Source organism: Phenylobacterium haematophilum (genome assembly GCF_014196295.1).
Lineage (GTDB): Bacteria > Pseudomonadota > Alphaproteobacteria > Caulobacterales > Caulobacteraceae > Phenylobacterium > Phenylobacterium haematophilum.
Window position 1 is genome coordinate 46,360 of the sequence record NZ_JACIDK010000009.1, and the last position, 26,836, is coordinate 73,195.

At 67.1% G+C, this 26,836-nt stretch carries 24 protein-coding genes and 1 tRNA gene; 9 read left to right on the forward strand and 16 right to left on the reverse strand.

Annotation, left to right across the window (positions count from 1 at the left end):
- Positions 1–168: 168 nt before the first annotated feature.
- Genes GGQ61_RS20145 through pgsA form a run of 4 tightly spaced genes read left to right on the forward strand, consistent with a single transcriptional unit; the run spans position 169 to position 4,838 of the window.
- Positions 169–1,959: a long-chain-acyl-CoA synthetase gene (locus GGQ61_RS20145; protein WP_183776854.1), complete on the forward strand. Its 1,791-nt coding sequence runs from the start codon at positions 169–171 to the stop codon at positions 1,957–1,959.
- A gap of 46 nt (positions 1,960–2,005) precedes the next feature.
- Positions 2,006–3,874 carry an excinuclease ABC subunit UvrC gene (uvrC, locus tag GGQ61_RS20150; RefSeq protein ID WP_221221171.1) on the forward strand — a complete coding sequence of 623 codons (1,869 nt, stop codon included), beginning with the start codon at positions 2,006–2,008 and terminating at the stop codon, positions 3,872–3,874.
- Positions 3,875–3,916: 42 nt separating this feature from the next.
- Positions 3,917–4,189, forward strand: a complete 273-nt coding sequence (locus GGQ61_RS20155) for a glycosyltransferase family protein (RefSeq protein WP_183776855.1) — start codon at positions 3,917–3,919, stop codon at positions 4,187–4,189.
- 25 nt (positions 4,190–4,214) lie between these two features.
- Positions 4,215–4,838 carry a CDP-diacylglycerol--glycerol-3-phosphate 3-phosphatidyltransferase gene (pgsA, locus tag GGQ61_RS20160; protein ID WP_183776856.1) on the forward strand — a complete coding sequence of 208 codons (624 nt, stop codon included), beginning with the start codon at positions 4,215–4,217 and terminating at the stop codon, positions 4,836–4,838.
- A gap of 30 nt (positions 4,839–4,868) precedes the next feature.
- Here the strand turns inward: pgsA and GGQ61_RS20165 are convergent, their stop codons facing one another.
- From GGQ61_RS20165 to GGQ61_RS20175, 3 genes are all read right to left on the reverse strand, one after another.
- Complete coding sequence (locus tag GGQ61_RS20165; protein ID WP_183776857.1) at positions 4,869–5,486, reverse strand: glutathione S-transferase family protein; 618 nt, start codon at positions 5,484–5,486, stop codon at positions 4,869–4,871.
- A 74-nt stretch (positions 5,487–5,560) separates the two neighbouring features.
- Positions 5,561–6,451, reverse strand: coding sequence for a pirin family protein (locus tag GGQ61_RS20170; RefSeq protein WP_183776858.1), 891 nt, complete (start codon positions 6,449–6,451; stop codon positions 5,561–5,563).
- A gap of 48 nt (positions 6,452–6,499) precedes the next feature.
- The gene (locus GGQ61_RS20175; protein ID WP_183776859.1) at positions 6,500–6,997 is read right to left on the reverse strand and encodes an Lrp/AsnC family transcriptional regulator; all 498 of its coding nucleotides are present in this window, start codon (positions 6,995–6,997) and stop codon (positions 6,500–6,502) included.
- Between the two features lie 141 nt (positions 6,998–7,138).
- On the opposite strand from GGQ61_RS20175, the gene GGQ61_RS20180 reads away from it, so the two are divergent.
- Entirely contained in the window at positions 7,139–10,582 is a 3,444-nt protein-coding gene (locus GGQ61_RS20180; RefSeq protein WP_183776860.1) for an indolepyruvate ferredoxin oxidoreductase family protein, read from the forward strand.
- Here GGQ61_RS20180 and GGQ61_RS20185 read toward each other — a convergent pair.
- A complete protein-coding gene (locus GGQ61_RS20185; RefSeq protein ID WP_183776861.1) occupies positions 10,579–11,757 on the reverse strand; it encodes a serine hydrolase domain-containing protein in 1,179 nt (392 codons plus the stop codon). The two genes, GGQ61_RS20180 and GGQ61_RS20185, sit on opposite strands and share 4 nt — an antisense overlap.
- 91 nt (positions 11,758–11,848) lie before the next feature.
- Between GGQ61_RS20185 and GGQ61_RS20190 the strand changes: the two genes are divergently transcribed.
- Positions 11,849–12,961: an NAD(P)/FAD-dependent oxidoreductase gene (locus tag GGQ61_RS20190; RefSeq protein WP_183776862.1), complete on the forward strand. Its 1,113-nt coding sequence runs from the start codon at positions 11,849–11,851 to the stop codon at positions 12,959–12,961.
- Here GGQ61_RS20190 and GGQ61_RS20195 read toward each other — a convergent pair.
- The 3 genes from GGQ61_RS20195 to GGQ61_RS20205 are packed head-to-tail and all read right to left on the reverse strand — an operon-like array spanning position 12,958 to position 16,916.
- Positions 12,958–14,181 carry a PQQ-dependent sugar dehydrogenase gene (locus GGQ61_RS20195; RefSeq protein ID WP_183776863.1) on the reverse strand — a complete coding sequence of 408 codons (1,224 nt, stop codon included), beginning with the start codon at positions 14,179–14,181 and terminating at the stop codon, positions 12,958–12,960. The genes GGQ61_RS20190 and GGQ61_RS20195 overlap by 4 nt on opposite strands.
- A gap of 15 nt (positions 14,182–14,196) precedes the next feature.
- Entirely contained in the window at positions 14,197–15,888 is a 1,692-nt protein-coding gene (gene asnB / locus GGQ61_RS20200; RefSeq protein ID WP_183776864.1) for an asparagine synthase (glutamine-hydrolyzing), read from the reverse strand.
- A complete protein-coding gene (locus tag GGQ61_RS20205; protein ID WP_183776865.1) occupies positions 15,888–16,916 on the reverse strand; it encodes a glycosyltransferase in 1,029 nt (342 codons plus the stop codon). Before GGQ61_RS20205 ends, asnB begins: the two co-directional genes overlap by 1 nt.
- A 125-nt stretch (positions 16,917–17,041) precedes the next feature.
- Between GGQ61_RS20205 and GGQ61_RS20210 the strand changes: the two genes are divergently transcribed.
- Positions 17,042–17,118 (forward strand) — tRNA-Met (locus GGQ61_RS20210).
- A 62-nt stretch (positions 17,119–17,180) separates the two neighbouring features.
- Here GGQ61_RS20210 and GGQ61_RS20215 read toward each other — a convergent pair.
- Positions 17,181–17,843, reverse strand: a complete 663-nt coding sequence (locus GGQ61_RS20215) for a DsbA family oxidoreductase (protein ID WP_183776866.1) — start codon at positions 17,841–17,843, stop codon at positions 17,181–17,183.
- 161 nt (positions 17,844–18,004) lie between these two features.
- Positions 18,005–18,190: a hypothetical protein gene (locus GGQ61_RS20220; protein ID WP_183776867.1), complete on the reverse strand. Its 186-nt coding sequence runs from the start codon at positions 18,188–18,190 to the stop codon at positions 18,005–18,007.
- A 108-nt stretch (positions 18,191–18,298) separates the two neighbouring features.
- Here GGQ61_RS20220 and GGQ61_RS20225 point away from each other — a divergent pair, with 108 nt between their 5' ends.
- Complete coding sequence (locus tag GGQ61_RS20225) at positions 18,299–18,610, forward strand: hypothetical protein (RefSeq protein ID WP_183776868.1); 312 nt, start codon at positions 18,299–18,301, stop codon at positions 18,608–18,610.
- On the opposite strand, the gene GGQ61_RS20230 is transcribed toward GGQ61_RS20225, so the two are convergent.
- On the reverse strand, positions 18,611–18,784 hold the full coding sequence (locus GGQ61_RS20230; protein WP_183776869.1) for a hypothetical protein: 174 nt from the start codon (positions 18,782–18,784) through the stop codon (positions 18,611–18,613). It lies immediately after the preceding gene.
- 66 nt (positions 18,785–18,850) lie between these two features.
- Positions 18,851–19,258, reverse strand: coding sequence for a glycine zipper domain-containing protein (locus GGQ61_RS20235; RefSeq protein ID WP_183776870.1), 408 nt, complete (start codon positions 19,256–19,258; stop codon positions 18,851–18,853).
- A 245-nt stretch (positions 19,259–19,503) separates the two neighbouring features.
- Between GGQ61_RS20235 and GGQ61_RS20240 the strand changes: the two genes are divergently transcribed.
- Positions 19,504–19,716, forward strand: coding sequence for a hypothetical protein (locus GGQ61_RS20240; protein ID WP_183776871.1), 213 nt, complete (start codon positions 19,504–19,506; stop codon positions 19,714–19,716).
- On the opposite strand, the gene GGQ61_RS22550 is transcribed toward GGQ61_RS20240, so the two are convergent.
- From GGQ61_RS22550 to GGQ61_RS20265, 5 genes are all read right to left on the reverse strand, one after another.
- Entirely contained in the window at positions 19,713–21,353 is a 1,641-nt protein-coding gene (locus tag GGQ61_RS22550) for a M10 family metallopeptidase C-terminal domain-containing protein (RefSeq protein ID WP_183776872.1), read from the reverse strand. The two genes, GGQ61_RS20240 and GGQ61_RS22550, sit on opposite strands and share 4 nt — an antisense overlap.
- A gap of 100 nt (positions 21,354–21,453) precedes the next feature.
- Positions 21,454–22,077 (reverse strand): class I SAM-dependent methyltransferase, encoded by a 624-nt coding sequence (locus tag GGQ61_RS20250; protein ID WP_183776873.1) that lies wholly within the window; start codon positions 22,075–22,077, stop codon positions 21,454–21,456.
- 39 nt (positions 22,078–22,116) lie between these two features.
- Complete coding sequence (locus GGQ61_RS20255) at positions 22,117–23,226, reverse strand: response regulator (RefSeq protein ID WP_183776874.1); 1,110 nt, start codon at positions 23,224–23,226, stop codon at positions 22,117–22,119.
- 182 nt (positions 23,227–23,408) lie between these two features.
- On the reverse strand, positions 23,409–25,934 hold the full coding sequence (locus tag GGQ61_RS20260; RefSeq protein ID WP_183776875.1) for a TonB-dependent receptor: 2,526 nt from the start codon (positions 25,932–25,934) through the stop codon (positions 23,409–23,411).
- Between the two features lie 392 nt (positions 25,935–26,326).
- Positions 26,327–26,740 carry a TonB-dependent receptor domain-containing protein gene (locus GGQ61_RS20265; RefSeq protein ID WP_183776876.1) on the reverse strand — a complete coding sequence of 138 codons (414 nt, stop codon included), beginning with the start codon at positions 26,738–26,740 and terminating at the stop codon, positions 26,327–26,329.
- Between the last annotated feature and the right edge of the window lie 96 nt (positions 26,741–26,836).

Sequence of the window (26,836 nt, forward strand, 5' to 3'; positions counted from 1 at the left end):
GCTGGGATGCCAGCGAAAGGCCAGTGATTCCAGTCCTCGGTCGCGCCGGGTGAGTCCTTTCCGCCACGCGCGGGCTCGCCTGACGCGTGTGTGACCGGATGCGGTCATGGCCCAGCTTGACCCCTCTGACCGGGCGCCTCCAAGGTGGCGTTCAGTGGGAGGGAATGAATGCGACTCAAGGCGCGTCTGGAACGTGATTGGCGGTTCTTTCGCAGTCTGAGACGCACCCTGAAGCGGGTGAAGTCGATTGCGCCGACTTCGGACAACCTGATCTGCGACGATATTCAGGCGGCGGTCGATCAGTGGCGCGAGCGCCCGGCCCTGACTTTCGAACACAAGACGATCACCTATGGCGATATGGACGCCATCGCCAACCGGTTCGCCCACTGGGCTAAGGGGATCGGCGTGCGCCGCGGCCAGACCGTCGCGCTCTTCCTGCCCAATCGGATCGAGTACTTTCCGATCTGGTACGGCCTGACCAAGATCGGCGCCGTCACCGCCCTGATCAACAATCAGCTGGCCGGCGCGCCGCTGGCCCATTGCCTGAACATTTCGGGCGCGGCGCACGTGATCGTCGACGGCGAGACCTCGCCGGCCTTCGAACAGGCCCGCGGCCTGCTGGAACGGCCAATGCAGCAATGGGTGCTGGGCGGCCAGGCGCATGGCGATCAGCGCGACCTGACCCAGGCGCTCAAGAGCTGCAGCCAACTGCCGCCGGACCGGTCGGTGCGCGAGGGCATGACCGCCAAGGACACGGCGCTCTACATCTACACCAGCGGCACGACCGGACTGCCCAAGGCCGCGCGCATCACCCACGTCCGCGCGCAGCTCTATATGCGCGGTTTCGCCGGCTCCACCGGGGCGACCGAGAAGGATCGGGTCTACGTGACCCTGCCGCTCTATCACGCCACCGGCGGGCTCTGCGCCCTGGGGGCCGCGCTGCTGAACGGTGGTTCGGTGGTTCTGCGCAAAAGGTTCTCAGCCAGCCACTTCTGGGACGACGTGGTCGAAGAGGGCTGCACAATGTTCGTCTACATCGGCGAGCTGTGCCGCTATCTCGTGAACCACGAGGAGGTCGAGGCTGAGCGCGTGCACAAGATCCGGCTGGCCTTCGGCAATGGCCTGCGCGCCGACGTCTGGGCGCAGATGAAGAGCCGCTTCCGCATTCCGGAAATCCTGGAGTTCTACGGGGCGACCGAAGGCAACGTCTCGATGTTCAACTTCGACGGCAAGGTCGGTGCGATCGGGCGCGTGCCGAAGTGGCTGAAGGAGCGCTTCAACTTCCGGCTCGTCCAGTTCGACGTCGAGAGGGAAGAGGAGGTCCGCAGCGTGAACGGCCTCTGCATCGAGGCCGGCCCCGGTCAGATCGGCGAGTGCATCGGCAAGATCGGCCATGACGCGCGCAGCGAGTTCACGGGCTATGTGGACAAGGCGGCCTCGGACAAGAAGATCCTGCGCGACGTGTTCGCCAAGGGCGACGCCTGGTTCCGCACCGGCGACCTGATGAAGACCGACGTCGACGGCTACTTCTATTTCGTCGATCGGATCGGCGACACCTTCCGCTGGAAGGGCGAGAACGTCTCCACCGGCGAAGTGGCCGGCCAACTACAGGCGATCCCTGGCGTAGCCGAGGCGAACGTCTACGGAGTCGCTGTCGAAGGCGCGGACGGCCGCGCCGGCATGGCGGGGCTGGTGGTTGAACCTGAGTTCGACATCAAGGTCTTCGAAGAGGTGGTGAACCGCGAGCTGCCGTCATACGCCCAGCCGGTGTTCGTGCGCATCCTGCCGGCGATCGAGACGACCGGCACCTTCAAGTACCGCAAGATCGATCTCGTGGACGAAGGCTTCGACCCGGCGCGCTTCAAGGGACCCGTTTACTACAAGGACCCGGCCAAGGGTTATGTGAAGCTCACCAAGGCGGGCCACGCCAAGATATTGGCCGGCGGGGTGAAGCTCTAGCGCGGCACGCCCTGCGCCGGCCCGCGGACTCGCCTATATTGCCGCCATGCCGACCGAGACGACCGCAGAAGCGCCCCTTCAGGGCGCAGCCCTGATCAAGGACGAAGTGCGCCGCCTGCCGGACGCGCCGGGCGTCTATCGCATGATGGGCGAGGGCGGCGAGGTGCTTTACGTCGGCAAGGCGCGCTCGCTGAAGAAGCGCGTGCTGCAGTACGCCCAGGGCCGCTTCCACACTCAGCGGATCGCGCTGATGGTCGACCTGACCCGGTCGATGGAATTCGTTACGGTCCGCACCGAGACCGATGCGCTGCTGCTGGAAATCAATCTGATCAAGCAGCTGAAGCCGCGGTTCAACGTGCTGCTGCGCGACGACAAGAGCTTTCCCGAGATCGTCATCCGGCGCGAGCATCCGGCCGCGCAGTTGCGCAAGCACCGCGGCGCGCACACCATCAAGGGCGACTATTTCGGGCCGTTCGCCAGCGCCTATTCGGTCAACAAGACCCTGAATACACTGCAGAAGGCCTTCCTGCTGCGCTCGTGCTCGGACAGCGTCTACGAGAGCCGCACGCGGCCCTGCATGTTGCACCAGATCAAGCGCTGCTCGGCGCCCTGCACCGGACTGATCAGCCTCGAGGATTACGGCGGGCTGGTCGAACAGGCCGAGGACTTCCTGCGCGGCAAGAGCCGGGCGGTGATCAGCAAGCTGTCAGGCGAGATGCAGGCCGCCTCTGACGATATGGAGTTCGAGCGCGCCGCCCGCATCCGCGACCGCATCCGGGCGCTGGCCTCGGTGGCGCAGGAACAGCAGATCAATCCGGAGACCCTGGAAGAGGCTGACGTCTTCGCCCTCCACGCCGAGGGCGGTCAGGCCTGCGTGCAGGTGTTTTTCTTCCGGGCCGGCCAGAACTGGGGCAACCGGGCCTATTTTCCGCGGGTCGACAAGAGCGACGAGGATCCGGACGTGATGTCGGCCTTCCTCGGCCAGTTCTACGACGACAAACCGATCCCCCGGCTCATCCTGGCCAACATCGAACCGTCCGAATGCGAGCTGCTGGCCGAGGCCCTCGCGGTCAAGGCCGGGCGTAAGGTGGAGATCAACCGTCCCAAGCGCGGCGAGAAGGCGCAGCTGGTCGAGCACGCCCTGACCAACGCCCGGGAGGCTCTGGGCCGCAAGATGGCCGAGAGCTCGGCCCAGTCGAAGCTGCTTGCCGGGGTCTGCGAGGCGTTCGGCCTGGAGGCCACTCCCGAGCGGATCGAAGTCTACGATAACGCCCACATCATGGGGACCAACGCCGTCGGCGGCATGATCGTCGCCGGCCCCGACGGCTTTCAGAAGGGCCAGTACCGCAAGTTCAACATCAAGGGGACCGACCTCACTCCCGGCGACGACTACGGCATGATGAAGGAGGTGATGCGTCGCCGCTTCTCTCGCCTGGTCAAGGAGGAGGAGGCCGGCGAGAACCCGGTGCGCCCGGACCTGGTGCTGGTCGACGGCGGCGCTGGTCAGCTGGCCGCGGTGCTGGAGGTGATGGCCGACATCGGCGTGGACGACATCAACGTCGTCGGCGTCGCCAAGGGACCGGACCGTGACGCCGGCCTCGAGCGCTTCTTCATCGAGGGCAAGCCGCCCTTCATGCTCGAGCCGAAATCGCCGGTGCTCTACTATCTGCAGCGGCTGCGCGACGAGGCGCACCGTTTCGCCAATGGCAGCCACCAGACCCGCCGGGCCATGGACATCAAGAAGAACCCGCTGGACGAGATCGACGGGGTCGGGCCGGGGCGTAAGCGCGCGCTGCTGCACGCCTTCGGATCGGCCCGCGGGGTCAGCCGCGCCTCGGTCGACGACCTGGCGAAGGTCGACGGGGTGAGCGAGGCGCTGGCCCAGCGCATCTTCGACTTCTTCCGCAAGAGCTGAGCCCCGGGCTAGGGTGCCCGCTCGTCCCCGAGGAGAGGCCACATGTTCCGCATCGCCGCCATCGCCGCGTTCGCCGCCCTGGTTCCCGCCGCCAGCGAGGCGAGCTCGCCGGAAGCCTGGGAGGAGTTCCGGACCGATGTCGCCGCCAAGTGCCTGGCCGCGGCCAAAAGCACCGGAATGAAGAGCCCGGAAGTGCTGGTCCATCCGCTGGGTACGGAGACCTACGGAATTGCCGTGCTACGGGAGGGCGCGGACAAGCGAATCTGCGTCTATGTCAAGCAAACCCAGAAGGTCGAGCTGACGCCGGCCACCTAAAGGACCGCACTGCGTTAAAGCCGCCATGAAAGCTCTGCCGAACATCCTGACCTCGCTGCGGCTGGTCCTGACCCTTTTCGTGTTTCTCGCCCTGGCGACGGCGGCAGGGGCGGTGCCCTATGTCAGCGAGCAACTGACGCCCGAAACCCAGTTCGCACTGCAGCGCTGGGCGTTCTGGTCGTTCGTGATCGCCGCCGTGACCGATTTCTTCGACGGCTGGCTGGCGCGCAAGCTGGATGCGGTCACCGTCTGGGGCGCGATCCTCGACCCGATCGGCGACAAGGTGCTGGTTTGCGGCGCGATCCTCGGCCTGTTGGCCATGGGCGGTCAGCCGGCGGTAGTGCTGCCAGCGGGCCTGATGCTGTTCCGGGAGTTCACGGTCAGCGCCCTGCGCGAGGTCGGCGCCGGCAAGGGAATCAAGCTGCCGGTCACCATGCTGGCCAAATGGAAGACGACGCTGCAGCTCACGGCCCTGGCCGCCGAACTGCTGGTGGCCTCGTGGGGCGCGTTCGGTCTTCCGCCGGAACCGGCGATCGAGCGACCGGTCACCCTTTTCGCCCACGGCCTTATGTGGCTGGCGACCATCGTCACCCTGATCACCGGCGCCCAGTATTGGGAACAGACCCGCAAGGCGCTGGTCGGAAAGTAGGGGCCCGCCTGTAGGCGAGCCCCGCAGGCGTCAGGCCGACGCCTTCTCGGCGACGCGGGCCTTCACGCGCTCGAGCCAAGCGACGATGTTCGTGTTGTCCGGGTTGATCGGCTGGCCGACCGAGGCGCCGAACTGCAGGAAGCAGAACAGCAGGATGTCGGCCAGGGTGAAGCGCTCGCCCGCCACCCAGGTCTTGCCGGTCATCAGGCCGTCGAGCCAGGTGATCTTTTCCTGCGCCAGTTCCTTCAGGTCGCCGGCCGCGTGCGGGATGGTGCGCAGGCGGCTCTGGAACAGCGGCAGGCCCTCGGCGAACCGGAAGCCGTTGGCCATCGGCTCGCAGATGTTGAGGTCGATGCGGCGCACCCACATGCGGGTGGCGGCGCGCTCCTCAGGGGTCGCGCCGATCAGCGACGGGCCTGGCAGCTTCTCGTCGAGGTACTCGCAGATGGCGGTGATCTCGGCCAGGTGCGACCCGTCGTCGAGTTCCAGGCAGGGCAACTGGCCGGCCGGGTTCTTGGCCACATAGGGCGGCTGGCGGTTTTCGCCGGCCATCAGGTCGACCTTTTCGGTCGGGATCTCCGCGCCCTTCTCGGCCAGGAACATGGCCACGACGGCCGGATTCGGCCCCATCGACGTATAGAGTTTCATGCCGTCCTCCCTGGACTCTTTTGCGGACGGCATTTGGCGCGCTTTACGTTGGGGCTATCAAGCCCGGAGCGCCGTCATGACATGGGATTGGCGGCTGGCGGCGGCTCGGGCAGGGGGATGAATTCCTGGTCGTCGGCGTCGGGCAGTTTCATGCGTCCGGCGCGCCAGTCGGCCTTGGCCTGCTCCAGCCGGTCCTTCGACGAGGAGACGAAGTTCCATTCGATCAGGCGCGGGCCGATCGGCTCGCCGCCCAGCAGCATGACGATGGCGTCGGTCACCGCCTTGAACCGGATGGTCTGGCCGGGCTCGAAGACCATCATCTGGCCCTCGTGGAACTGGCGGCCGTCCACCTCGACAACCCCTTGCGCGACATAGGCCGCGCGCTCGGGATACTCTGCCGGCAGGTCGGCTTCCGCGCCCGGCTTCAGCTGCCAGTGGACGTAGAACATCGGCGAGCGGGTGCGGACGGGCGAACTCGCGCCGTAGGCCTGGCCGGCGATCAGCCGCGCCCACAGGCCATTGTTGTCGTAGGTCGGCAGGGTGTCGGCGCCGTAGTGGTCGAAGGCCGGATCGGTCTCCTCGTCCTCGACCGGCAGCGCGATCCAGGCCTGGATGCCGTTCATCCGTCCCCCGTGCTCGCGCAGGGCCTCGAAGCGCTCCGAATGGGTGATGCCGCGGCCGGCGGTCATCCAGTTGACCTCGCCCGGGCGGATCGGCTGCACGGCGCCGACCGAGTCACGGTGGGTCATCTCGCCCTCAAACAGATAGGATAGGGTCGACAGGCCGATGTGCGGGTGCGGGCGGACGTCGACCTCGCGGCCGAAGCCCGGCTCGAAGGCTGCCGGGCCCATGTGATCGAAAAAGATGAACGGGCCGATCATCCGCCGCTTGGCGAACGGCAGGACGCGACCGACCTCGAAACCTCCGAGGTCCTTTCGTCGTTGGTCGATGACGAGTTCGATCATGGCCCGGCTCCCTACGCAGGTTCCTGCGAGGGAGCGCAGGAACGGAGGCTAGCCTTGCGCGCTCACGTAAGGACTGACAAGTCCGAGGGGCGCGGCTGTCGTGTTCTTGACCGAGCGGATTACGATCCGGCTCTCGATGTTCGACACCAAGCCCAGCGACAGGATCTTGTCGCGAAGGAAATCATCGAAGGCATGCATGTCGCGCGTGACGACCCGCAGTTCGTAGTCGGCCGAGCCGGTGACGGTGGCGCACTGCACAACTTCCGGCAGCTTGGTGATCGCGGTCTCGAAGGCGTCCAGGTTGTCCTTGGTCGGCAGGCTGAGCTTGACGGTGCAATAGACTTCGAAGCCCAGGCCCAGCAGGTCGCGGTCCAGGATGGTCACCCGGCGCTGAATGACGCCGGTGTCTTCCAGTCGCTTGATCCGCCGCCAGCAAGGGCTGGAGGACAAACCAACCCGTTCAGCGATCTCGGCGACCGACAATCCGGCGTCGTGCTGGATCAGATCCAGAATCTTGGCATCGACCGCGTCGAGGGCCTCGGACAATTTTTCCTCCATCAAACCGCATAAACTGGCGTCAATCTTGCCCCAAACCGACCTTGCGGGGGCACGCCTTTGGCAAGCAATTCCATCGAACTTATATGATCTTCTATTGGCATTAGGGAGCCGAAAAGGAAAGATATTGCTATGCGGCACGCTGACGTGACGCTCGACGACAAATTCCTGCTCACGGAAGGTCGAGTTTTCATCACGGGCGTCCAGGCGCTGCTCCGGGTGATGATGGATCAGCACCGTCTGGACAAGGCTGCGGGGCTCCACACCGCGGGATTCGTTTCCGGTTATCGCGGCTCGCCGCTCGGAGGGCTGGACCAGCAGGCGCACCGCGCGGCCAAGTTCCTCAAGGAAGCCGAGGTCGTCTTCAAGGAAGGCCTCAACGAGGACCTCGCCGCGACCGCCGTCTGGGGCAGCCAGCAGGCCAACCTGTTCCCCGGCGCCAAATTCGATGGCGTGACCGGCATGTGGTACGGCAAGGCGCCTGGCGTCGACCGCACCGGCGACGCTTTCAAGCACGCCAACTTCGCTGGAACCTGGGCCAAGGGCGGCGTCCTGGCCGTGGCCGGCGACGACCACAACTGCAAATCCTCCACGCTCCCATCTCAGTCCGAATACGCGTTCCAGGACTTCGAAATGCCGGTGCTGTCGCCGGCCGACGTGCAGGAGGTGCTCGACTTCGGCCTGATCGGCATCGCCATGTCGCGGTTTTCAGGCCTCTGGGTCGGGCTGATCGCGCTGGCCGACACCATGGACTCCGGCGTCACCATCGACGTCTCGGTCAATCGCCACCAGATCGCCACCCCGACGAACTTCACGATGCCGGCCGGCGGGCTCGGCATCCGGCTGAAGGACCAGCCGCTGGAGAAGGAGCGCCGGCTCCGCAGCTTCAAGATCCCCGCCGCCCTGGCCTTCGCCCGCGCCAACCGCATCGACCGGGTGATGCTCGGCTCCTCGCGCCCGCGGCTCGGCATCGTCTGCCAGGGCCAGGCCTACAAGGACGTCATCGAGGCACTGGCGGCCATGGGCATCTCGTCCAAGGAAGCCTCCGATCTCGGGGTCGCGATCTACAAGGTCGGCATGCCCTGGCCGCTGGAGCCGACCGGCCTGCGCGCCTTCGCCGCCGGCCTCGAGACTCTGATGGTCGTCGAGCACAAGCGCCCGCTGATCGAGACCCAGGCCCGCGCCGCCCTCTACGACCTGCCGGCCCACGCCCGGCCGAAGATCATCGGCAAGGTCGACGAGCAGGGCCATACGCTGCTCTCCGAGCTGGGCTCGCTCTCGGTCGCCGAGGTCGCCCTGGCGATCGCCGACCGACTTCCGCCCGGCCCGCACATGGAGCGGGTCCACGACTACCTCTCCCGCGTCTCGGCCGCCTCGGTCGCGGCGGTGACCCTGGCCGCCGAGCAGCAGCGCAAGCCGTTCTTCTGCTCGGGCTGCCCGCACAACACCTCGACCCGCCTGCCTGAAGGGACCCGCGCCCTCGCCGGGATCGGCTGCCACTACATGGCCAGCTTCTCCGACCCGCAGACCGACCTGAACAGTCACATGGGCGGCGAAGGCCTCACCTGGGTGGGCTCGGCGCCCTTCACGACCGAACCGCATGTGTTCGTGAACCTCGGCGACGGCACCTACAACCACTCGGGCTCGCTGGCGATCCGCGCCTCGGTGGCCGCCAATTCGCACGTCACGTACAAGCTGCTGTTCAACGACGCGGTCGCCATGACCGGCGGCCAGGCGGCAGAGAGCGGCTTCACCCCCGCCCAGATCACCCGCCAGCTGGCCTCGGAGGGCGTGACCAAGACGGTCATCGTCGCTGACGATCCCAGCCGCTACGAGGGCGTCACCGACCTGGCGCCTGGCGTCGAGGTCAAGCCGCGTTCCGAGTTGATGGACGTGCAGAAGATGCTGCGCGAGACGCCGGGAACCACGGTCCTGCTCTACGATCAGGTCTGCGCCACCGAAAAGCGCCGCCGCCGCAAGCGCGGCTCGATGGAGGTCGCCACCAAGCGCGTCTTCATCAACCCGCTGGTCTGCGAAGGCTGCGGCGACTGCTCGAAGAAGTCCAATTGCGTGTCGGTCGAGCCGCTGAACACCGAGTTCGGCCGTAAGCGCAAGATCAACCAGTCGAGCTGCAACACCGACTATTCCTGCCTGAACGGCTTCTGCCCGTCGTTCATCACCATCGAGGGCGGCGAGAACGCCCAGGCTAAGACCCTGCCGGCCCTGACCGCCGACTCCACCCCGCTGCCGACGTTCGAGCCGCTGGAAGGCGTGCGCAACATCGTCTTCACCGGCATCGGCGGCACCGGGGTCACCACGGTCGCCTCCATCCTCGCCATGGCCGCCCACGTCGACGGCCGCGCCTCGTCGGTGGTGGATATGACGGGACTGGCCCAGAAGGGCGGGGCCGTGTTCAGCCACGTGCGTATCGGTGAGACCGAAGAGACCGTCGTCGGCGGTCGCGTGCCGGCCGCCTCGGCCCACGTGCTGATCGCCTGCGATATCCTCTCGGCGGCCGGCGCCGACGCCCTGGCGCTCTACGCCAAGGACCGCACCGCCGCGGTGGCCAATGAGGACTTCGCCCCGACCGCCGATTTCGTCACCGACCGGGACGTCCGCTTCGACAGCAGCTCGATGTCCCGGCGGATCAAGGCCGCGGCCAAGACCTTTGCGGAGTGCCCGGCCCATCACCTGGCCGAAATCAACTTCGGCGACGCCATCTACGCCAACATGATCATGGTCGGCTTCGCCTGGCAGAAGGGCTTGATCCCGCTCTCCAGCCGCGCCGTCTACCGCGCCATCCGCCTCAACGGCGTGCAGGCCGACGCCAACCTCCAGGCGTTCGAGCTGGGTCGCCGCGTGGCCCACGACCCGAGTTTGGCCGCGGCGGCCGAAGACCATACGCCGACGCCCGAGACCATGCCGCTGGACGAGTTGATCGCCCATCGCACCCGGGAACTGACCGCCTACCAGAACGCCGCCTACGCCCAGCGCTACGCCGACCAGGTCGCCAAGGTCGCAGCGGCCGAGGCGCCGATGGGCGGCGAGGCGCTGACCCGCGCCGTGGCCGTGAACCTCTACAAGTTGATGGCCTACAAGGACGAGTACGAGGTCGCGCGCCTCTACACCGACGGCCGGTTCGCGCAGGAGCGCGCCCAGACCTTCAAGGGCGGCAAGACCAAGATCCTGCTCTCGCCGCCGCTGATCGCGCCCAAGGGCCCCGACGGCAAGCCGAAGAAGATCGAGTTCGGCGGCTGGATGCTGGAAACCGTGTTCCCGATCATGGCGAAGATGAAGGGCCTTCGCGGCGGACCGCTCGACATTTTCGGGCGCACCGAGGAGCGGCGGATGGAGCGTGGCCTGATCGCCGAGTACGAAGCGGGTCTCGCCAAGCTGCTGACCGGTCTCGACGCCGAGCGGCTGCCGCTGGCCACCAAGATCGCGGCCGTACCGCAGGCCATTCGCGGCTTCGGTCATGTGAAGGAAGCCTCGGTGAAGGTGGCCAAGGCCGATGAGGCCAAGCTCTGGGCGCAGTGGGACGCGAAGGCCGCGGCGCGAGCTGCGGCCGGCGCTTAGCGGGCCGCCCTCCGCACGGCCTGGGCGAAGGCCATCTGCGCCTGCCAGAGCTCGTCCTTCGACGCCGCCGGCCAGGCCGAGTTGATTGCGATCACCAGCTTCTCGGCCGGATAGACGAAGATCTGCTGGCCGAAGATGCCCTCGGCCGCGTAGCCGCCCGGGATGATCCACCAGAAATAGCCGTAGCCGGTCTCGACGCCGCCGGGCGGGAAGCTCTGGTGGGCCTTGGTGGCGTCGGCCACCCAGCCCTCCGGTAGAATGTCCTGGCCGTTCACCTTGCCGCCTTCGAGCATGAACTGACCGAGACGCGCATAGTCGCGGGCGGTCATCGACATGCAGCAGCCGCCGCGTTCGTGGCCGGCGACGTCGTTCACCCAGATGGCGTCCTGCTCCATGCCGTAGGGAGCCCAGATTTTCTCCGAGAGATAGGTCGACAGCGGCTTGCCGACGGCGTTGGAAACGAGAATGCCGGCCAGGTCAGTCTCGCCGGTCTTGTAGACGAACTTGGCGCCGGGTTCGGCCTCGCGCGGCAGCTTGCGCATGTAGCTGACGATCGGGTTCATGCCCGGCTCGCCCGGCGTCACGCCGGCCTTGGCGACGTCGGAATTGAGGTCGGTATAATCCTCGTTCCACTTCACGCCCGAGGTCATGGTCAGCAACTGGCGGACCGTTACGCCCTCGTAGGCGCCGCCCTTCAGCTGGGGGATGTAGTTGGTGACGACGTCGTCCAGGCTCTTGATCTTGCCGTCCTTGATCGCCGCCCCGACCAGGGTGGCGGTGACCGACTTGGCGACCGAGAACGAGGTCCAGCGTTCGTCCGGCTTGCGGTCCAGCCCATAGCGCTCGAGCACGATCTGGCCGTCCTTCAGCACCACGACGCCGGAGGTGTTCATCGCCGTCATGTAGCTGTCGACCGTTTGGGCCTGGCCGTTCCAGGTCCACTTAGGATCGATCTGGCTGGCGGCGAGCGGCAGCTCCCGCACCTTCGCGCCGCGCGCGACGACCTCCACCGGCGTGACCTTCTCCATGTTGCGATAGCCGTAACGTTGCTGCTCCGGCGTCCAGGCCAGGATCGAGCCGCCGGCGGGCGGAGGCGGCGGGTCGGCCGCGAGTGCAGCGCCGTGCAGGCCGAAGGCGGCCGCCAGGGCCGTCAGTGTGAGTCTGCTCGCGTGCATGGCCGTCCTCCCGGTCTATTTGTGATTGACGGTCAAGCTAGAGAGGCCTGGGCGGTTTGCATACCGCCGTGCTTCGGCTAGGCCTTGGCGCATGGCGGATTTCGATTTCGACGCGGTGGTGGTCGGGGCAGGGGCCGTGGGCCTGGCCTGCGGCTATGCGCTCAGCAAGCGTGGTCTGGTGGTCGCGGTGCTGGAGGCCGGACCGATCATCGGCGAGGGCGTGTCCGCCCGCAATTCCGAGGTCATCCACGGCGGCCTCTACTATCCGACCGGCTCGCTGAAGGCGCGGCTCTGCGTGCAGGGGCGCCGCGCGCTCTACGCCTTCCTCGACGCGCACAAAGTCGCCTACGAACGTTGCGGCAAGCTGGTGGTCGCCACCAACGCCGAGGAGGTCGAGCGTCTCGACGGCATCCTGCAGCAGGCGCAGACCAATGATGTCGAGGGCATGGCGCGGCTGACCAAGGCCCAGGCCCTCGCGCTCGAACCGCAGCTGAACTGCGAGGCGGCGCTGATCTCGCCGGAAAGCGGCGTCTTCGACAGCCACGGCTACATGCTGGCCCTGCAAGGCGAGATTGAAGCGGCGGGCGGCGCTGTGGTCACGTCGACGCCGTTCGAGGGTGCGACCCCGCTGGACGGCGGCGGCTATTCGATCCGGGCGGGCGGCGCCGAGCCGACCACCCTGACCGCGCGGCTGCTGGTCACCGCGCCGGGCCTTTCGGCCCAGGCCGTGGCCGGCCAGATCGAGGGATTTCCGAAAGCGAGCATCCCGCCGCTGCACTATGGCAAGGGCGTTTACTTCCGGCTCAGCGGCAAGGCGCCGTTCGCGCGGCTGATCTATCCGCCGCCGATCCCCGGCGCGCTCGGCACCCACTATCGCCGCGATCTTGGCGGCCAGGCGGTGTTCGGCCCCGACCTGCACTATGTGGATGAGCTGGACTACAGCGTCGATCCGGCGCTGGGCGACGAGTTCTACGCCTATATCCGCAAGTTCTGGCCAAGCCTGCCGGACGGCGCCTTGGCTCCCGACTACGCCGGCATTCGGCCCAAGCTGCATGGCCCGGGCGAGCGGCAGCCCGACTTCCGCATCGACGGGCCGGAGGCGCACGGCCTGGCCGGGCTCGTCACCCTGTTCGGCATCGAGAGCCCGGGCCTGACCTCCTCGCTGGCGATCGGCGAAGAGGTCGCCGGGCGGCTGGGTCTCTAGCCCTTCGGGGTGACCTTTAGGACCCGACCGTTCTTGCTGTCGGTCGCCAGGTAGAGCGCGCCGTCCGGGCCGACGATGACGTCGCGGATGCGCTCGTTGAGGTCGGTCAGCAGGCGCTCCTCGCCGACCACCTTGCCGTCCTGCATGACCAGCCGCACCACAGCCTTGCTGGCCAAGCCGCCGATCAGGATGTTTCCCTTCCAGGCCGGGAACAGGTCGGCCTCATAGAAGGCCATGCCGGCCGGCGCGATCACCGGGTCCCAGTAGTAGACCGGCTGCTCCATGCCTTCCTTGGCGGTGAGGCCGGCGCCGATCGGCTTGCCGGAATACTCCATGCCGTAGGTGATGGTCGGCCAGCCGTAATCCTTGCCGGCCTGCGGCTGATTCAGCTCGTCGCCGCCGCGCGCGCCATGCTCGACTTCCCACAGCTTGCCCGTCTTCGGGTCGATCGCCGCCGACAGGATGTTGCGGTGGCCGTAGGACCAGATTTCCGGCTTCACGCCGGCCTTGCCGACGAAGGGATTGTCCTTCGGGATCGAGCCGTCGGAGTTGATGCGGACCACCTTGCCCAGCGTGCCGTCCAGGCGCTGGGCCTGGGCGCGGCCCTCCAGGATCGAGCGCTCGCCGGTGGTGACGAACAGAGTGCCGTCCGGCGCGAACACCAGCCGGCCGCCATAGTGCTTGGTCGAGTTCAGCGACGGGGTCTGACGGAAGATGACCTGCACATTCTCGACGCGGTCGCCGGTCAGCTTGCCGCGCGCCACGGCGGTGTGGTTGGTGCCATTTTCGGCCGGTTCGGCATAGGCCCAGTAGATCAGGCCGTTCTCCGAGAACTTCGGATCGACCGCCAGGCCCAGCAGCCCGCCCTGATCGGCGCCCACGACGGCCGGCAGGCCCTGCACCGGTCCCGACAGCTTGCCGTCGGTCCCCAGGATGCGCAGCTGGCCAAGGTGCTTTTCGCTGATCAGCAGCCGCCCGTCGGGCAGGAAGGCCAGCCCCCAGGGCATATTCAGCCCCTCGGCCACGGTGGTCACTTGCACTGCGACATTCGACTTCACCTCCGGCGCGCGGGTCTGGCCGGCGAAGGCCGGCCTCTGGTCCGGCGCGTTGGCGGGCTTGGAGGCGACGGGCGCGCCGGGGTTGGACCGCGCTTGGCCCTCGGTTCCACCGCAGGCGGCGACCAGACCGGCGATGGCGGTGGTGAGCAGAAGACGGCGCATGAGGAACTCCTGGGGTTATGGGCGTCCGGCGACGGCGGCGAGAGCATCGGCCGGCGCGGCCCCCTCGAGGTGAATCAACGACCAGACTGCAAAGAACAGCAGAGGCCAGCGTCCGGTTGCCTGCGCCTTATAGGCCGCCCCGGCGTCCGGACCCAGAACGCGGCGCACGGCTTCGACCGCGCCGATCCGGGCGGCGATCTCGTCGGCGCGGGGTGCGATCCAGGCGTCGACCGGCACGGTGAAGCCCTTCTTGCGGCCCCACGGATCGGCGGCCGGGCAGGCTTGCTCCAGCCATTTGCGCAGCAGCCATTTGCCGTAGCGGCCGCGCACCTTCATGCGGTCGGGCAGAGGGAACGCGAACTGCGCGACCTGCGGGTCCAGGAACGGCGTGCGCCCTTCCAGTCCGTGCGCCATCAGGCAGCGGTCGAGCTTCAACAGCAGATCGTTGGGCAGCCAGGTGGCGATGTCGGCCCACTGAGCCCGCTGCAGTCCCGTCAGCCCCTTGGGCGCCTGCGCCGCCGCGCGCCAGCGTTCGACCACGGCCTTGTCGTCGTGGCGCGGCTCGGCCGGGCGCCCGCCCATCCAGCCGGGCCGCAGGGCGCGGCGATAGCGGCCATAGCCGCCGAACAGCTCATCGCCCCCTTCGCCCGTCAGCACCACGGTCAGCGTGCCTTTGGCGGCCTCGGCCAGCTTGTAGGTCGGCAGCGTGGCGTAGTCGGCGGTGGGATCGTCCATCGCCCAGGCGACCTGCGGCAGGATCCGCCAGAAGTCCTCTTCGCCGAAGCTGGTTTCGCGCCAGTCGAGCTTGAGCGCCGAGGCCACCCGTTCGGCCTGGCCCCGCTCGTCCCGGGCGCCGGGCGCGTCGAACCCGCAGGTGAAGGCCGTGACCGGCCGCGCGTTCAGCCGCGCCATCAGGGTGGCGATGGTCGCAGAGTCGATCCCGCCGGACAGGAATAGGCCATAGGGCACGTCTGAGCGCTGGTGGACTCGGACGCTATCCTCCAGCACCGCGCCCAACTGGGCGATCAGGGCCGCCTCGTCGCCGCCGCGCGCCGGCGGTCGGGCGGCGATCGCCGGGCGGACCTGGCGCGGAACAATCCTACCGTCCACGACCTCGACGACCTCGCCCGGCGCGAGCCGGCGCAGGCCCTTGAAGATCGTCTCCTCCGCCAGGGTGTAGTTGAAGGCCAGCAGCTCGCGGACCCGGTCCTCCGAGAGCTCCACGCCGATCAGGCCGGCCGCAAGGAACGCCCGCGGTTCGGATGCGAAGGCCACCAGGCCCTCGTGTTCCAGAAGGTAGAGCGGCTTGATGCCGAACGGGTCGCGCACCAGCCACGTCCGGCCGTCCGCGCCGACCAGGCAGAAGGCGTACATGCCGCGCAGGCGATTGAACGCCGCCGCGCCCTCCTGGGCGTAGATGTGCAGCAGCGGCTCGAAGTCCGAGCCGGTGCCCATCTGGCCCTCAAGTCCGAACTCCTGGGCCAGCTCGACGTAGTTGTAGATCTCGCCGTTGCCGATGACCGTCGATCCGGCGCCGTGCAGCGGCTGCCATCCGCCCTCCAGATCGATGATCGACAGCCGGGCATGAGCCAGTGAACGGCCGTCCGCCTCCTCGACGAACACTCCGTTGGGGCCGCGATGGGTCAGGGCTTCGATCATCGGCCGGGCCGAGCCGCCCGCTCCGAGGATACCGGCGATGCCGCACATCACCCGGCCCCGTAGTCGGCGAACAAGCGCCGCCACTGGGCGACCACCGCCGCAGGCGAGAACTCAGCCTCTACCCGCTCCGACCCGTGCTGCACCATGCGGATGCACAGCATGGGGTCGGCGATCATCCGGTTGACCGCCTCGGCCAGCGCGACGGCGTCGTCGATCGGGACCAGCAGGCCGTCCTCTTCGTTGCGGATCAGCGCCGACGGGCCCCGGCTGGCGGCGGCGACCACCGGCAGGCCGTGCGCCCAGGACTGGATCACCACATTGCCCAGCGGCTCGTAGCGCGAGGGGAAGACGCAGATGTCGGCGGCCCGGTAGAGCGCCGACGGATCGTTGCGCCAGCCCAGGAACCGCACGCGGGGCCCGACGCCGAGCGCCTCGGCCATCGCCTTCAGCTTAGTCTCCAATGCTCCCGCGCCGGCGATCCACAGGTAGGCCTCGGGAATCTTGACCAGGGCCTCAAGGGCCACATCGTGGGCCTTCGCGTCGTGCAACCGACCCATGGCCAGCAGCAATGGGACATCTTCCGGGGTGTTCAGCGCGGCGCGATCGGCCGGCGCCTTGTCGGGCGGGGCCAGCGCGAAGTTGGGGATGTAGCGGACCTTGCCGGCCGGCCAGCCCTGGCTCACCACCCAGTCGGCGATGTCCTCGGTGTTGGCTACCAGTTCTTCGAAGCCCTTGTAGTACTTCAGGCTGTAGTAGCCGCCGAGCCGGCCGATCCGCGCCCACGGCCCGGCCGGCGTATGACGCGCCGCCCGATTCATCCAGGCCAGGGCCAGCTTCACGTCGTTGCGGCCGGCGAACGCCTTGATCTTCGGTTTGGTCAGCAGGTCGATGGGACCGCCGAAACGGAAGACACCCGTCGGCACGTCCAGCCGCCGCAGCGCCGATTCGCGATTCGGATTGGCGCGGATGGCGGCGGCCTGCTTGATCCCGTCGTCGGCCAGGGCCGCGATCAGATCGAGGAAATAGGTCTCCGCGCCGCCTTCGCCGGCCGTTCCCAAAAGATGCAGGACGCTCATGCCGGGGCGACCCTAGTGTGGGCCGCGGCAAAACGGAATCCGCTTTTGGGCGACAGGTCGCATCCTACCCGCTTGAAGATGCGAAAAACCCAATCTATAACCCGCGCCTCGCCGAATGGCCCGGCGGCTGGGTAGCTCAGATGGTTAGAGCGGTGGATTCATAACCCACAGGTCGGCGGTTCGATCCCGCCCCCCGCCACCACTTCAAAACGCTCCGGTCAGACGCCGGAATGTTCTAAATTCATCGGTGTTCGAACGGCCGCGTCAGCCGGCTGCCGCTGCCGTTTCGGCTGCGATCGTGCGGATGGCGCGCTCGAACGCGGCGGCCGGTTGCCCGCCCGAGATCAGGTAACGGTCGTTCACGATCACCGCCGGGACCGAGCTGATGCCCGCCTGATACCAGCGGCGCTCGGCGGCGCGGACCTCTTCGGCGTAGCGGCCGCTCTCGAGCACATCGCGCGCCCCGGCGGGGTCCAGGCCGGCGGCCTGGGCGGCGGCGACCAGCACCTCGTGGTCGGACGGGCTCTGGTTATTCGTGAAGTAGGCCGTAAACAACGCCCGCTTCAGCGCATGCTGGCCGCCGATGATCCCGGCCCAGTGCAGCAGCCGGTGTGCGTCGAAGGTGTTGTAGATTCGGCTCTGCTCGTTGGTCTTCATCGTGAACCCGACCTCGGCCGCGCGGGCGTGGATCGCCGCCCGGTTGGAGGCCGACTGCTCGGGCGTTGCGCCGTACTTCTGGCCGACGTGCTCGACGATGTTCTGGCCCTCGGGCGGCATGTCCGGATTGAGCTCGAACGGGTGGAAGGCGATCTGCGCCTGCACCAGATCGCCGACATTGCGCAGGGCTTCCTCCAGGCCGCCCAACCCGACGATGCACCAGGGGCATGAGACGTCGGAGACGAAGTCGATCTTCATGGATTGAGTCATGGCGCTTCCCTGGGCCTGAACGAACAACGCCCGCGCCGGGGGGGAGAGGCGCGGGCGTTTCTCTGTGGACGCGAGACCCGGCGGGGGAACCGGGGAGGGGTGCCTCGCTGTCGAGTAGGAGATTGGTGTCGAGCGGGAGATTTTCAATGGGCGCGCGACGTCTATTGCGCCAATTCGGCGGCCCACCGGCCGAGGGCCGCCATCTCCTTGCGCGATCGGTCGATGTCTTGGCGGATCACCACGCAGGTGGCGGGTTCGAAGACGCCCTTCTCCATATGGATTTCCAGGGCGGTGATCAGAGCCTCCTGGGCGGCTTTCACGCGCGAGACTGGATAGGTGTTGGACATCGCAGCACTCCCCAGTTCAACAACCGTCGCCTTGGGGGGCGGGAGCGTCAATTATGGGCCCCTTATCCGTAGGCAACGCTCGCATTGCCCACGCGGCGCCAGTGAGCGATGATCGCCGGCATGAAAAGCGGGGCGCTTGTGTTGAAGTCGTGGATCCTGTTGGCCGCGGTGGGGGCTGCGACGGCCGGTTGTTCACCCCGGGAATTCAAGGATCGCGCCGGGGAAATCCAGCTCTGGGCTCAGCGGGGATTTGCTGAATCCCAAGCCGACTACGGCGACAGCTTCCCGACAAGCGGCGGCGGCGGCGTCTATCCGCGACCGCAGACCGATCCGGCCGCAGAAAAGGCGGCCGCCGAAAAAGCGGCGGCGGACGCAGCGCCGCCCGCGCCGAAGCAGCAGTACGTGGTCATCATCCCCTGATCAGAAGCGGCGCTGGTCTTCCAGTTCGCGCAGGCGCTTGAGGCCGCGCGCGTCGGTGGCGTGCCAGAAAGCGGGCAGAAAGCGGCGCAGGCCGGTGCGCCAACGCTTGCGGTAGCGCCAGCCCTCGCCGTCGGGAGCGATGTCGAGTTCGTAGGCCGGAGGCGCCTTGTCCATCTTTGATCCTCACCGCGGTCTATTGCGACACGGCGAGCAGGAACGGCGCCAGCCGGCTGCGAGGGCCTAGCGGTCGTCGCGAAGATAGACGACGTTCGAGCGGCTGCCGCTGATGAGGTGGCCGATCAGAAAGCCGGCCAGCGCGGCGGCGGCCAGAGCCATGTACGGCTTCTCGTGAACGAACACGTCGGCCTCTTCGGCGCGTTGTTTCGCCTGGACCTTCAGCTTGCCGTACTGCACTTCGGCCTCGCGACGGGCCTTGCCGACCTTGTCCTCCATGACCGTGCGCGCGTCACGGGCGAGGGTGGTGGCTGCCTCGGCCAATGCGCCCGACGCCGCCACGGCGCTCTTCTGGGCGCGCTTGGCCGCCCGCTTGGCTTCGGCTCGCACGTCGCCGGCGGTGTCGTTGAAGGTGTCGGCGGCGTCGCGGACGGCGTCGCGGGCCTCGTCGCTAGTTCCATAGGCGTTGGTCATGGGTGCTCTCCGCTCGGTGGACGCGCCGCGCCCGGGTCTCCTGGGTGAGCCCTTGAAACGAGAGCGGAAAGCGAGGGTTCCGGTCAGCCCGCGAAAAGGCGCCGCAACGGCGCAGGCGCCACGCGCCGCGAAAATACTGGGCGCCTACATCAATCTGACATTGCGCTGCAGCAGAATAGGGGTACCTCGACTTTGCAAGTGCACAGTTGCGTAGGCCCCCAGCGGGTCAAATTGAGGCAATTCCGATGATCATGACGTCCCTTCGCGTTTTCCCGAGCCTGTTCATCGGCCGGCGTGAAGTCCTCCAGGCGGTTGAAAGCCCGGTGGTTTCCCACACTGAGTCGGGCCCGGTGTTCCTCTGCGGAGCCTGCGAAGAAGTCGTGATGACCGGCCGCGACGACGCGCAGATGCGCGACGTGGTCGTGAAGTGCCGCTGCGGCGAGTACAACCAGCTCTAGATCGCGACGATCCAACCGCTGGTCAGGCTGGCCGCCGTCACCCCGGCCAGGATCATCTGGGCCCCGCCGCTCAGCGAGATGACGACGTCAGCACCGACCTGGGCCACGGTCCAGGTCGCGCTTTCGCTGACCAGCACGCGGTCGCCTTCGGCGCGGTTGAAGTCCATGACGCGGTCGATTCCGGCCTCGCCCCAGGTGTGGAAGCTGTCGGCGCCTGCGCCGCCCCACATCGTGTCGTCGCCACGGTCGCCGGACATCCAGTCGTCGCCGGCCTCGCCGTACATGATGTCGTTGTGCTGGCCGCCGCGCATGACGTCGGCGCCGACGCCGCCGTACATCGTGTCGTCGCCCATATTGCCATAGACGAGGTCGGCGCCGTCCTCGCCGAACAGCAGGTCGTTGTGCTGGCCGCCGACCACCCAGTCGTCGCCGTCGCCGCCATAGGCGGTGTCCTGGCCCTGGTTGCCGTGAATGTCGTCGAAGCCGGCGCCGCCGACGATGGAGTCGTCGCCGGTCTCGCCGCGCAGGAAGTCCTGGCCGTCGCCGCCGCTGAGGCTGTCGTTTCCGGCCCCGCCATAGAGGTCGTCGTCGCCCGCCCCGCCGGTCAGGGCGTTGGCTGCGGCGTTGCCGTTGATGGTGTCGGCGGCGCCGCCGCCGATGGCGTTCTCGATCGTCACGCCCATCGCCACGGCGACGTTGCCGACTAGGCCGCCGACGTTCGAGAAGGCGCCCTCGCGCAGGTCGATGAGCTGGCGGACCGCAAAGCCCGAGAAGTCGAAGGTGTCGACGCCGCCGGCGTCCCAGACCGCGAAGATCAGCTTCTGCCCGGAGGCGACCGCATCGAACCACGGCCGGTCGGCGGTGGCGTTGAAGCCGTAGATCGTATCGCCGGTCCGGGTGGACATGTTCGCCCCGTACTCGAGCTGGACCGCGGCGATGTCGTCGAGCAGCGGCGCGGCCGAGTAGCGGCCGCCGAAATTGGCGCCGGTGTTCTGCTCGCTGAAGTAGCTCATTACCGTGAACTGGCGGGAGTCTTCATAGTAGAGCGCGTCGGCCCCGTAGGTCGGCGAGCCGTCGGCGTCGTAGTCGGCCGGGTGGCCCAGGCCGACGGCGTGGCCGATCTCGTGCACCAGCACCATGCCGCCGTAGTTGCCGACCGCCGGATTGGCGTTGGTGCCCTTGGTGACGTTCACCCACACGTCGCCGGAGCGCGATGAGGAAGCTGTCGAGCCGGGATAGTAGGCAAACGCGGTCGCGTCTTCGGCGCCGCTCGAATAGTTGCCAAACAGGATGGTGGCGGAGTCCGAGAAGGCCGCCTCGCTGGTCGTCCCCACGCCCACACGCACGAAGCGGATGTTAGCCACGTCGCTCCAGCCGTCGAGCGCGAGCTCCGTCTGGGCGATCTGGGCGGGGTTGAAGCGCGAGAAGCCGGCCGTGTCGTCCGGCATTGAGGTCGGGGCGGTCGAGCGGAACGCATAGGTTACGGTCGCCGGCATGCCCAGCACCCCGGACCAGCCCGCCTCGCCCCGGATGATCTGGTTGGCCGCCTGGGCCACGGTGTAGCTCTGCTTGCCGTCGATGAGGCCGCCACGGGCGTCAGCGTTCACAAAGTACTGCGGGGCGGAATCAAGCGACATGGGTAAGCTCCGTGCGCCTCTGGCGGGCGCGTGCGGCAGGTCTGGCTACAGGGCGCCGGTGTGCCGATTCACTCCTAGCGCTCGGGACTTGCGAAACACTTTACGCCGGCGCAGCGGCCCCCCACTCGTTCCATCCGGCGATACGCGGAGTTCCGGGCAGGTACATCGTCTCCGATCGTTCGATATGGAAGCCGGCCGCCGCGATCGCGCTGGTCACCGGCCGGGTCAGGTGGCAGCCGCCGGCCAGGCGCTTCCACAGCGGTTCGATCCGGCGTTGCCACTTCGCGACATCGGGATCGGGGGCCAGCCCGTGCTCGCAGTAGAGCAGCCGCCCGCCAGGTCTCAACACCCGGCGGGCCTGGGCCAGGGCGGCGGCCGGCGTGTGAACCGAGCAGAGCGTGAAGGTGCAGACCACGGTGTCGAAGGCGCGATCCTCGAACGGCAGGTCCTCGGCGGTCCCGGCGGCGATCGACACGTTCAGCCGCGGGTCGCGCGGCGCGGCCATCGCCTGGGCGCGCAGTTCGGCGGCCGGATCGACGCCCAAGACGCTGGCGACCTTGGCCGCGTCATAGAGCGCCAGGTTCAGCCCCATGCCGACTCCGAGCTCCAGCACTCGGCCTTGCGCCAGGGGGACGACCTTGGCGCGCTGCTTCATCATCGGCGGCGAGGCGCACGCGCAGGTCAGCAGCTTGGGCAGAATCCGGCGTTCGTAAAAGCTGGCCATACGCCGACGATGACCCCAGTCATCCGGCGCGGCTAGTCCTTACGCAGCGGCAGCGTCGTCGTTCGAGCCGCCGAGGTTTTCCTGCAGCGTGCGCAGCAGGTGTTCCGGCTTCATCGGCTTCTCGACCACGCCGTTCATGCCGGCCTTCAGATAGCCGGCGGCGTCCTCGGGATCAGCGTTGGCGGTCAGGGCGATGATCGGCACCCGGCCAGGTGCGCCGGGCAGGGCGCGAATCTCGCGCGTGGCCGTGACGCCGTCCATGCGCGGCATCTTGATGTCCATCAGGATCAGGTCGAAGCGGCCGGTGCGGGCGGCTTCGGCGGCCTCGACGCCGTCCGTTGCCGATTCCGAGGTGCAATCGAACATTTCGCAGAGGGTCTCAGCGACCATCCGGTTGGTGGCGTTGTCGTCGACGACCAGGATGTGGGCCGCGCGTTCGGTCTGGCCAAGGGTCTCCTCGGCGTGAACTTCTTCGTGGGCGGTCGGCACCTCGACTTCGAAGACGAGGGTCTCGCCGGTCCCGACATTGGCTTCGGCTCGCACATGGCCGTTCATCGCATCGACGATCTTGCGGCTGAGCGCCACGCCGAGCGCGGTCTCAAGTCCGAACAGGGCCTCGATCTCGCGCAGGTCCAGGGCTCGATCGCCCATCACTCGATCGGCGGCGCCGCGGATGCGGCCTTCCAGCCGGGTGGAGTCGCCGTCGGCCACGGCTTTCAGCGTGGCCTCTACTGCGCCGCGACGGACGCCCGCCAGCGCCTGGGCGATGAAGGCGTCGAAGATTTGATTGATCCGGCCGCTGTCGACCATGACCAGCGCGTCCGGGTCACCGTCGTACGACACCAGCAAGGTGACGCCGCTGTCGGTGGCGCGTTCTTCCCAGCGTGCCTGAACGTCGTCGGCGAGCTCGGCCGCGCGGCGCGGCTGCAGGTCGAACGACAGGCCGTCTGAGGCCGCGGCCTTCAGGTCGGACGAAGACATGAGGATCTGGCGAACCGCTCGGGCGGCCTCGGTGACGCCGGCGACGCAAGCCTGCGCGTCCGCGCCCATCGGTTGGCGCGCAAGGCGTTCGGCGAGAGCTAGAACGCCCTCCATCTGCTGATGGATTTCGCTTGTAACGCGCTCGTAGAAGAACTCAGGCAGAGACATGAACGCCAGGGTCCAAAGGGAACTTATGCTCAGCATGGGCCTAAGCGCTTGCGGAGACGTTAAATTCCACCCAGGGTTAGCGTAAATTGACGCTATGTCGAAAATAGGGGTCGGGTTCCCGACAGCAGAAAGGGCGACGGGATTTCTCCCGCCGCCCTTCGACGTTCCCTGCAGGAACCCGGTTAGAAGCGGTACTGCAGCTCCACGCCGTAGGTGCGCGGCTGGATCAGGCCGCGGGTGATCGCGGTGCTGGTCTGGCGCAGATAGTTCGCGCCACCGACGCTCAGGCCCGGGTTCGGGTTGGCGAACACCGCCGTCGGGTTGGTCGACGAAGTCGAGGTGAAGCCCTCTTCGTCGGTCACGTTCTTCACGTAGCCGATCAGCGAGTAGCGGTCCTGGGCGTCCTTCCACAGCACCCGCAGGTCGGCGGTGCCGTAGGCCGGCACGGCGAAGTCGGGATTGTCGAAGGGCTGATAGGTGGTCTCGTCGGTCCAAGTATAGCTGCCCGAGAGGATCAGCGAGCCGGGCTCGAAGTCGAAGGTGTAGTTGGCGTTCAGCGCGAACTTGTTTTCCGGCGACTGGTAGATCTTCGATCCGGCCAGGTCCTGGAACACCAGCAGCACGCCGTTGGTGGTCGCCGTGCCGCCCGACGGACGGGCGGTCGACTTCAGAGCGCTCGGGTCCGCCGGGTCGTAGAAGCAGCAGCCCTTGGTGATCTCGGTGTGCAGGTAGCCGTACGAGGCCGAGATTTGCAGCGGCTGGATGGGCTGCCACATGGCTTCCAGTTCGAGGCCATAGGCTTCGGCGTCGACGTTGACGAAGTTGTTCGAGGCCGAGGTGCCGGCCGCGTTCAGCTGCGACAGGTTCAGTTGCAGGCCTTCGAAGTCGTTGTAGAAGGCCGAGGCGTTGAGGATCAGGCGCCCGCCGATGGTCTGCTTCAGGCCGATCTCGTAGGCGTTGACGGTTTCTTCGTCCGCCGTCGGCTTCGGCGCCAGGGTGCCGAGCAGGAAGCCGCCCGACTTATAGCCGCGGCTGTACTTGGCGTAGACCAGGGTGTCGTCGTTCGGCGTCCAGTCGAGGTTCAGGGTGCCTGTGACGGCCGACCAGCTGTCTGACAGGTTGCGGAAGTTCTGCACGCCAGGACGAGTCGGGTCCATGTCGCTGGACACGTCCACGGCCGCGCCGCCGAAAGCGCTGGTCGGGTTGAACAGCACGAGGCGCTGGGACTCGTAGCCGTCCTTTTCATCCTTGGTGTAGCGCAGGCCGCCGGTCAGCGCCCATTGGTCGTTGAACTCGTAGGTCGCCTGGCCGAACGCCGCCCACGCCTTCGATTCCAGTTGCGCTTGGTTGTCGGCGAAGTTGCGCGTCGGGTTGGTCGACGGCAGACCAGCCGCGGCCAGGCTGGCGACGCCCGGCGCCGCGCCGTTGATCGAGCCGTAGTAGAAGGACGGGGTCGCCAGCTGCGCCTGCAACGGGCTGCCGAGCTGGATGCGCTGCTTGTACTCTTCCTTGTACTGGTAGAGGCCGAGAATCCAGTTCAGCGGTCCGTCGCTGTTCGACGACAGGTTGATTTCGTTCGAGAAGTACCGCTTGTGCTCGTCGAAATCGGTGGTCAGGTCGCTGAAGACCGGCACGCCGTTCATCAGATACGACGTCGTGCGGTTGGTGCCGTCGTAGTCGCCGCCGGTCTGGTAGTTGTACTGCTGCAGACCGCCGATGTACTTCAGGCTCGCCCAGCCCAGATCATAGGTGATCGAGGTCGTGAACAGGTGGTTGCCACGCAGCTGGCCATAGCCGTCGCGGTTGGTCGATTGCTTGTAGGGATCCGCGACGCCCGGATTGGCGGTGGTCATCCCATACTGACCGTTCGGCACCAGGCCGCCGATGGGCTGGAAGAAGCGGGTGGTGTCGTAGGGCGTGATCAGGTTGGCGAGACGATCGCCGACGCCGGTCGAGTCATCCCAGTTCGAACGCGAGTAGCGGGCCCAGACGTCCAGGTTGTCGCCCAGCTCGGCCTCGGCCTGGATTTCGAAATAGGTGCGCTTGATGGTGGCGCCGTCATTGGCCCCGCCGACGTTCTCGATGAAGCCGTCGCGCTGCCAATCCTGGCTGCCGCCGATCTTGAAGCGCAGGTTGTCGGCCACCGGGATCGAGACGACGCCTTCGATCTTGGTGCGGTCGAAGTTGCCGTAGCCGGCGCGGATCTCGCCGCCGAACTCATGCGACGGGCGCTTGGAGATGGTGTTCAGCGCCCCGCCCATGGCGTTGCGGCCGTACAGCGTGCCCTGCGGGCCGCGCAGGATTTCGGTGCGCTCGACGAACAGCGAACTCTTGAACAGTTCAGAAGACGAGGCCGAGTAGAAGCCGTCGGTGTAGGCGGCCACGCCCGGATCGTTGCCGATGTAGAAGGTGTTGCGGCCGGCGCCGCGCAGCGACACGCGGTCGGTGCCCGAATAGTTCATGCCCGGCGTGAAATTCACGAAGTCCTGAATGCCGGTCATGCCGCGCACGTCGCGCTGCTCGGAGGTGTAGGCCGAGACCGCCACCGGCACGTCTTGCAGCGCCTGCTCGCGCTTCTCGGCCGTGACGACCAGTTCCTCGATCTGGAAGGGTTCCTGGGCGAAGGCCGGCGCGGAAATCGCCGAGAGCGTCAGAACCGAAGCGCTCAGGGCCAGCATGGTCCGCAGACGCGGGGCGTTGGTAGCCATCAGTATCCTCCCAGGGCGGAGGGGCGTGGGGCGCCCTCTTCGTGTCCGCCCGCATGATGTGCGGTGATCCGGCGCGGGGAGGCGCCGAGGCGGGGAACCTCGGCCGGCTCGGCGCCGGCGTCAATGTGACCCGCGATAACTGAACGCAGTTCAGTTGTGCTTTTGAAAGTCTGTGGCCGAAATACCGCGCTTTCAAATCACGCGTACAAAAATGAACGGTGGTTTTTGACGAGTTATGAATCAAAGAAAAACAAGGGTGTTGGGTCTCTTGGCATATCGGGGCGCCGTACCAGGATCGCAAAATTGCGTTCGCATTCGACAGTGACGCCAAAGAAAAGGCCGCCGTCCCGAGGGGCGGCGGCCAAGGCCTTACGGCTGGGTAGATCAGGTCGTCAGAAGCGCTTCTGCAGCGACACGCCGTAGGTGCGCGGCTCAGTGTAGAAGGCGTTGCGGAACAAGCCTGACGAGTCGTCAGTCAGGTAGAAGTCGGTGATCGCCTCCTCGTCGGTGGCGTTCTTAACGTAGGCGCCGATCTCCCAGCCGTTGACCGGATTGGTCAGGGTCAGGGTGAGGTTGACGTTCTGCCAGTCGTCGATCCGGTCCGGCTCGCTGTTGTAGATGCGGGCGAAGGTCTCGGTCTGCTTGTAGTAGTCGCCGCGCGCGGTCAGCGACCAGTCGTTGCCGAAGTCCCACGTGTACTGGGCGCCCAGCGAGATGGTCCAGTGCGGAGCGTTCGGCAGCTCCTTGCCTTCGAGCGAGAGCGGCACGCCGTCGCTGACCAGGCCGCCGAAGGCGTTGGTGCCCACCGCTAGGCGATATCGACATTCAGGATTCTCACGATGTGAGATGTCTGATTCATAGGGCTCGGTTCGATGGACGGAGCCCTATTGATGTCGGTGAAG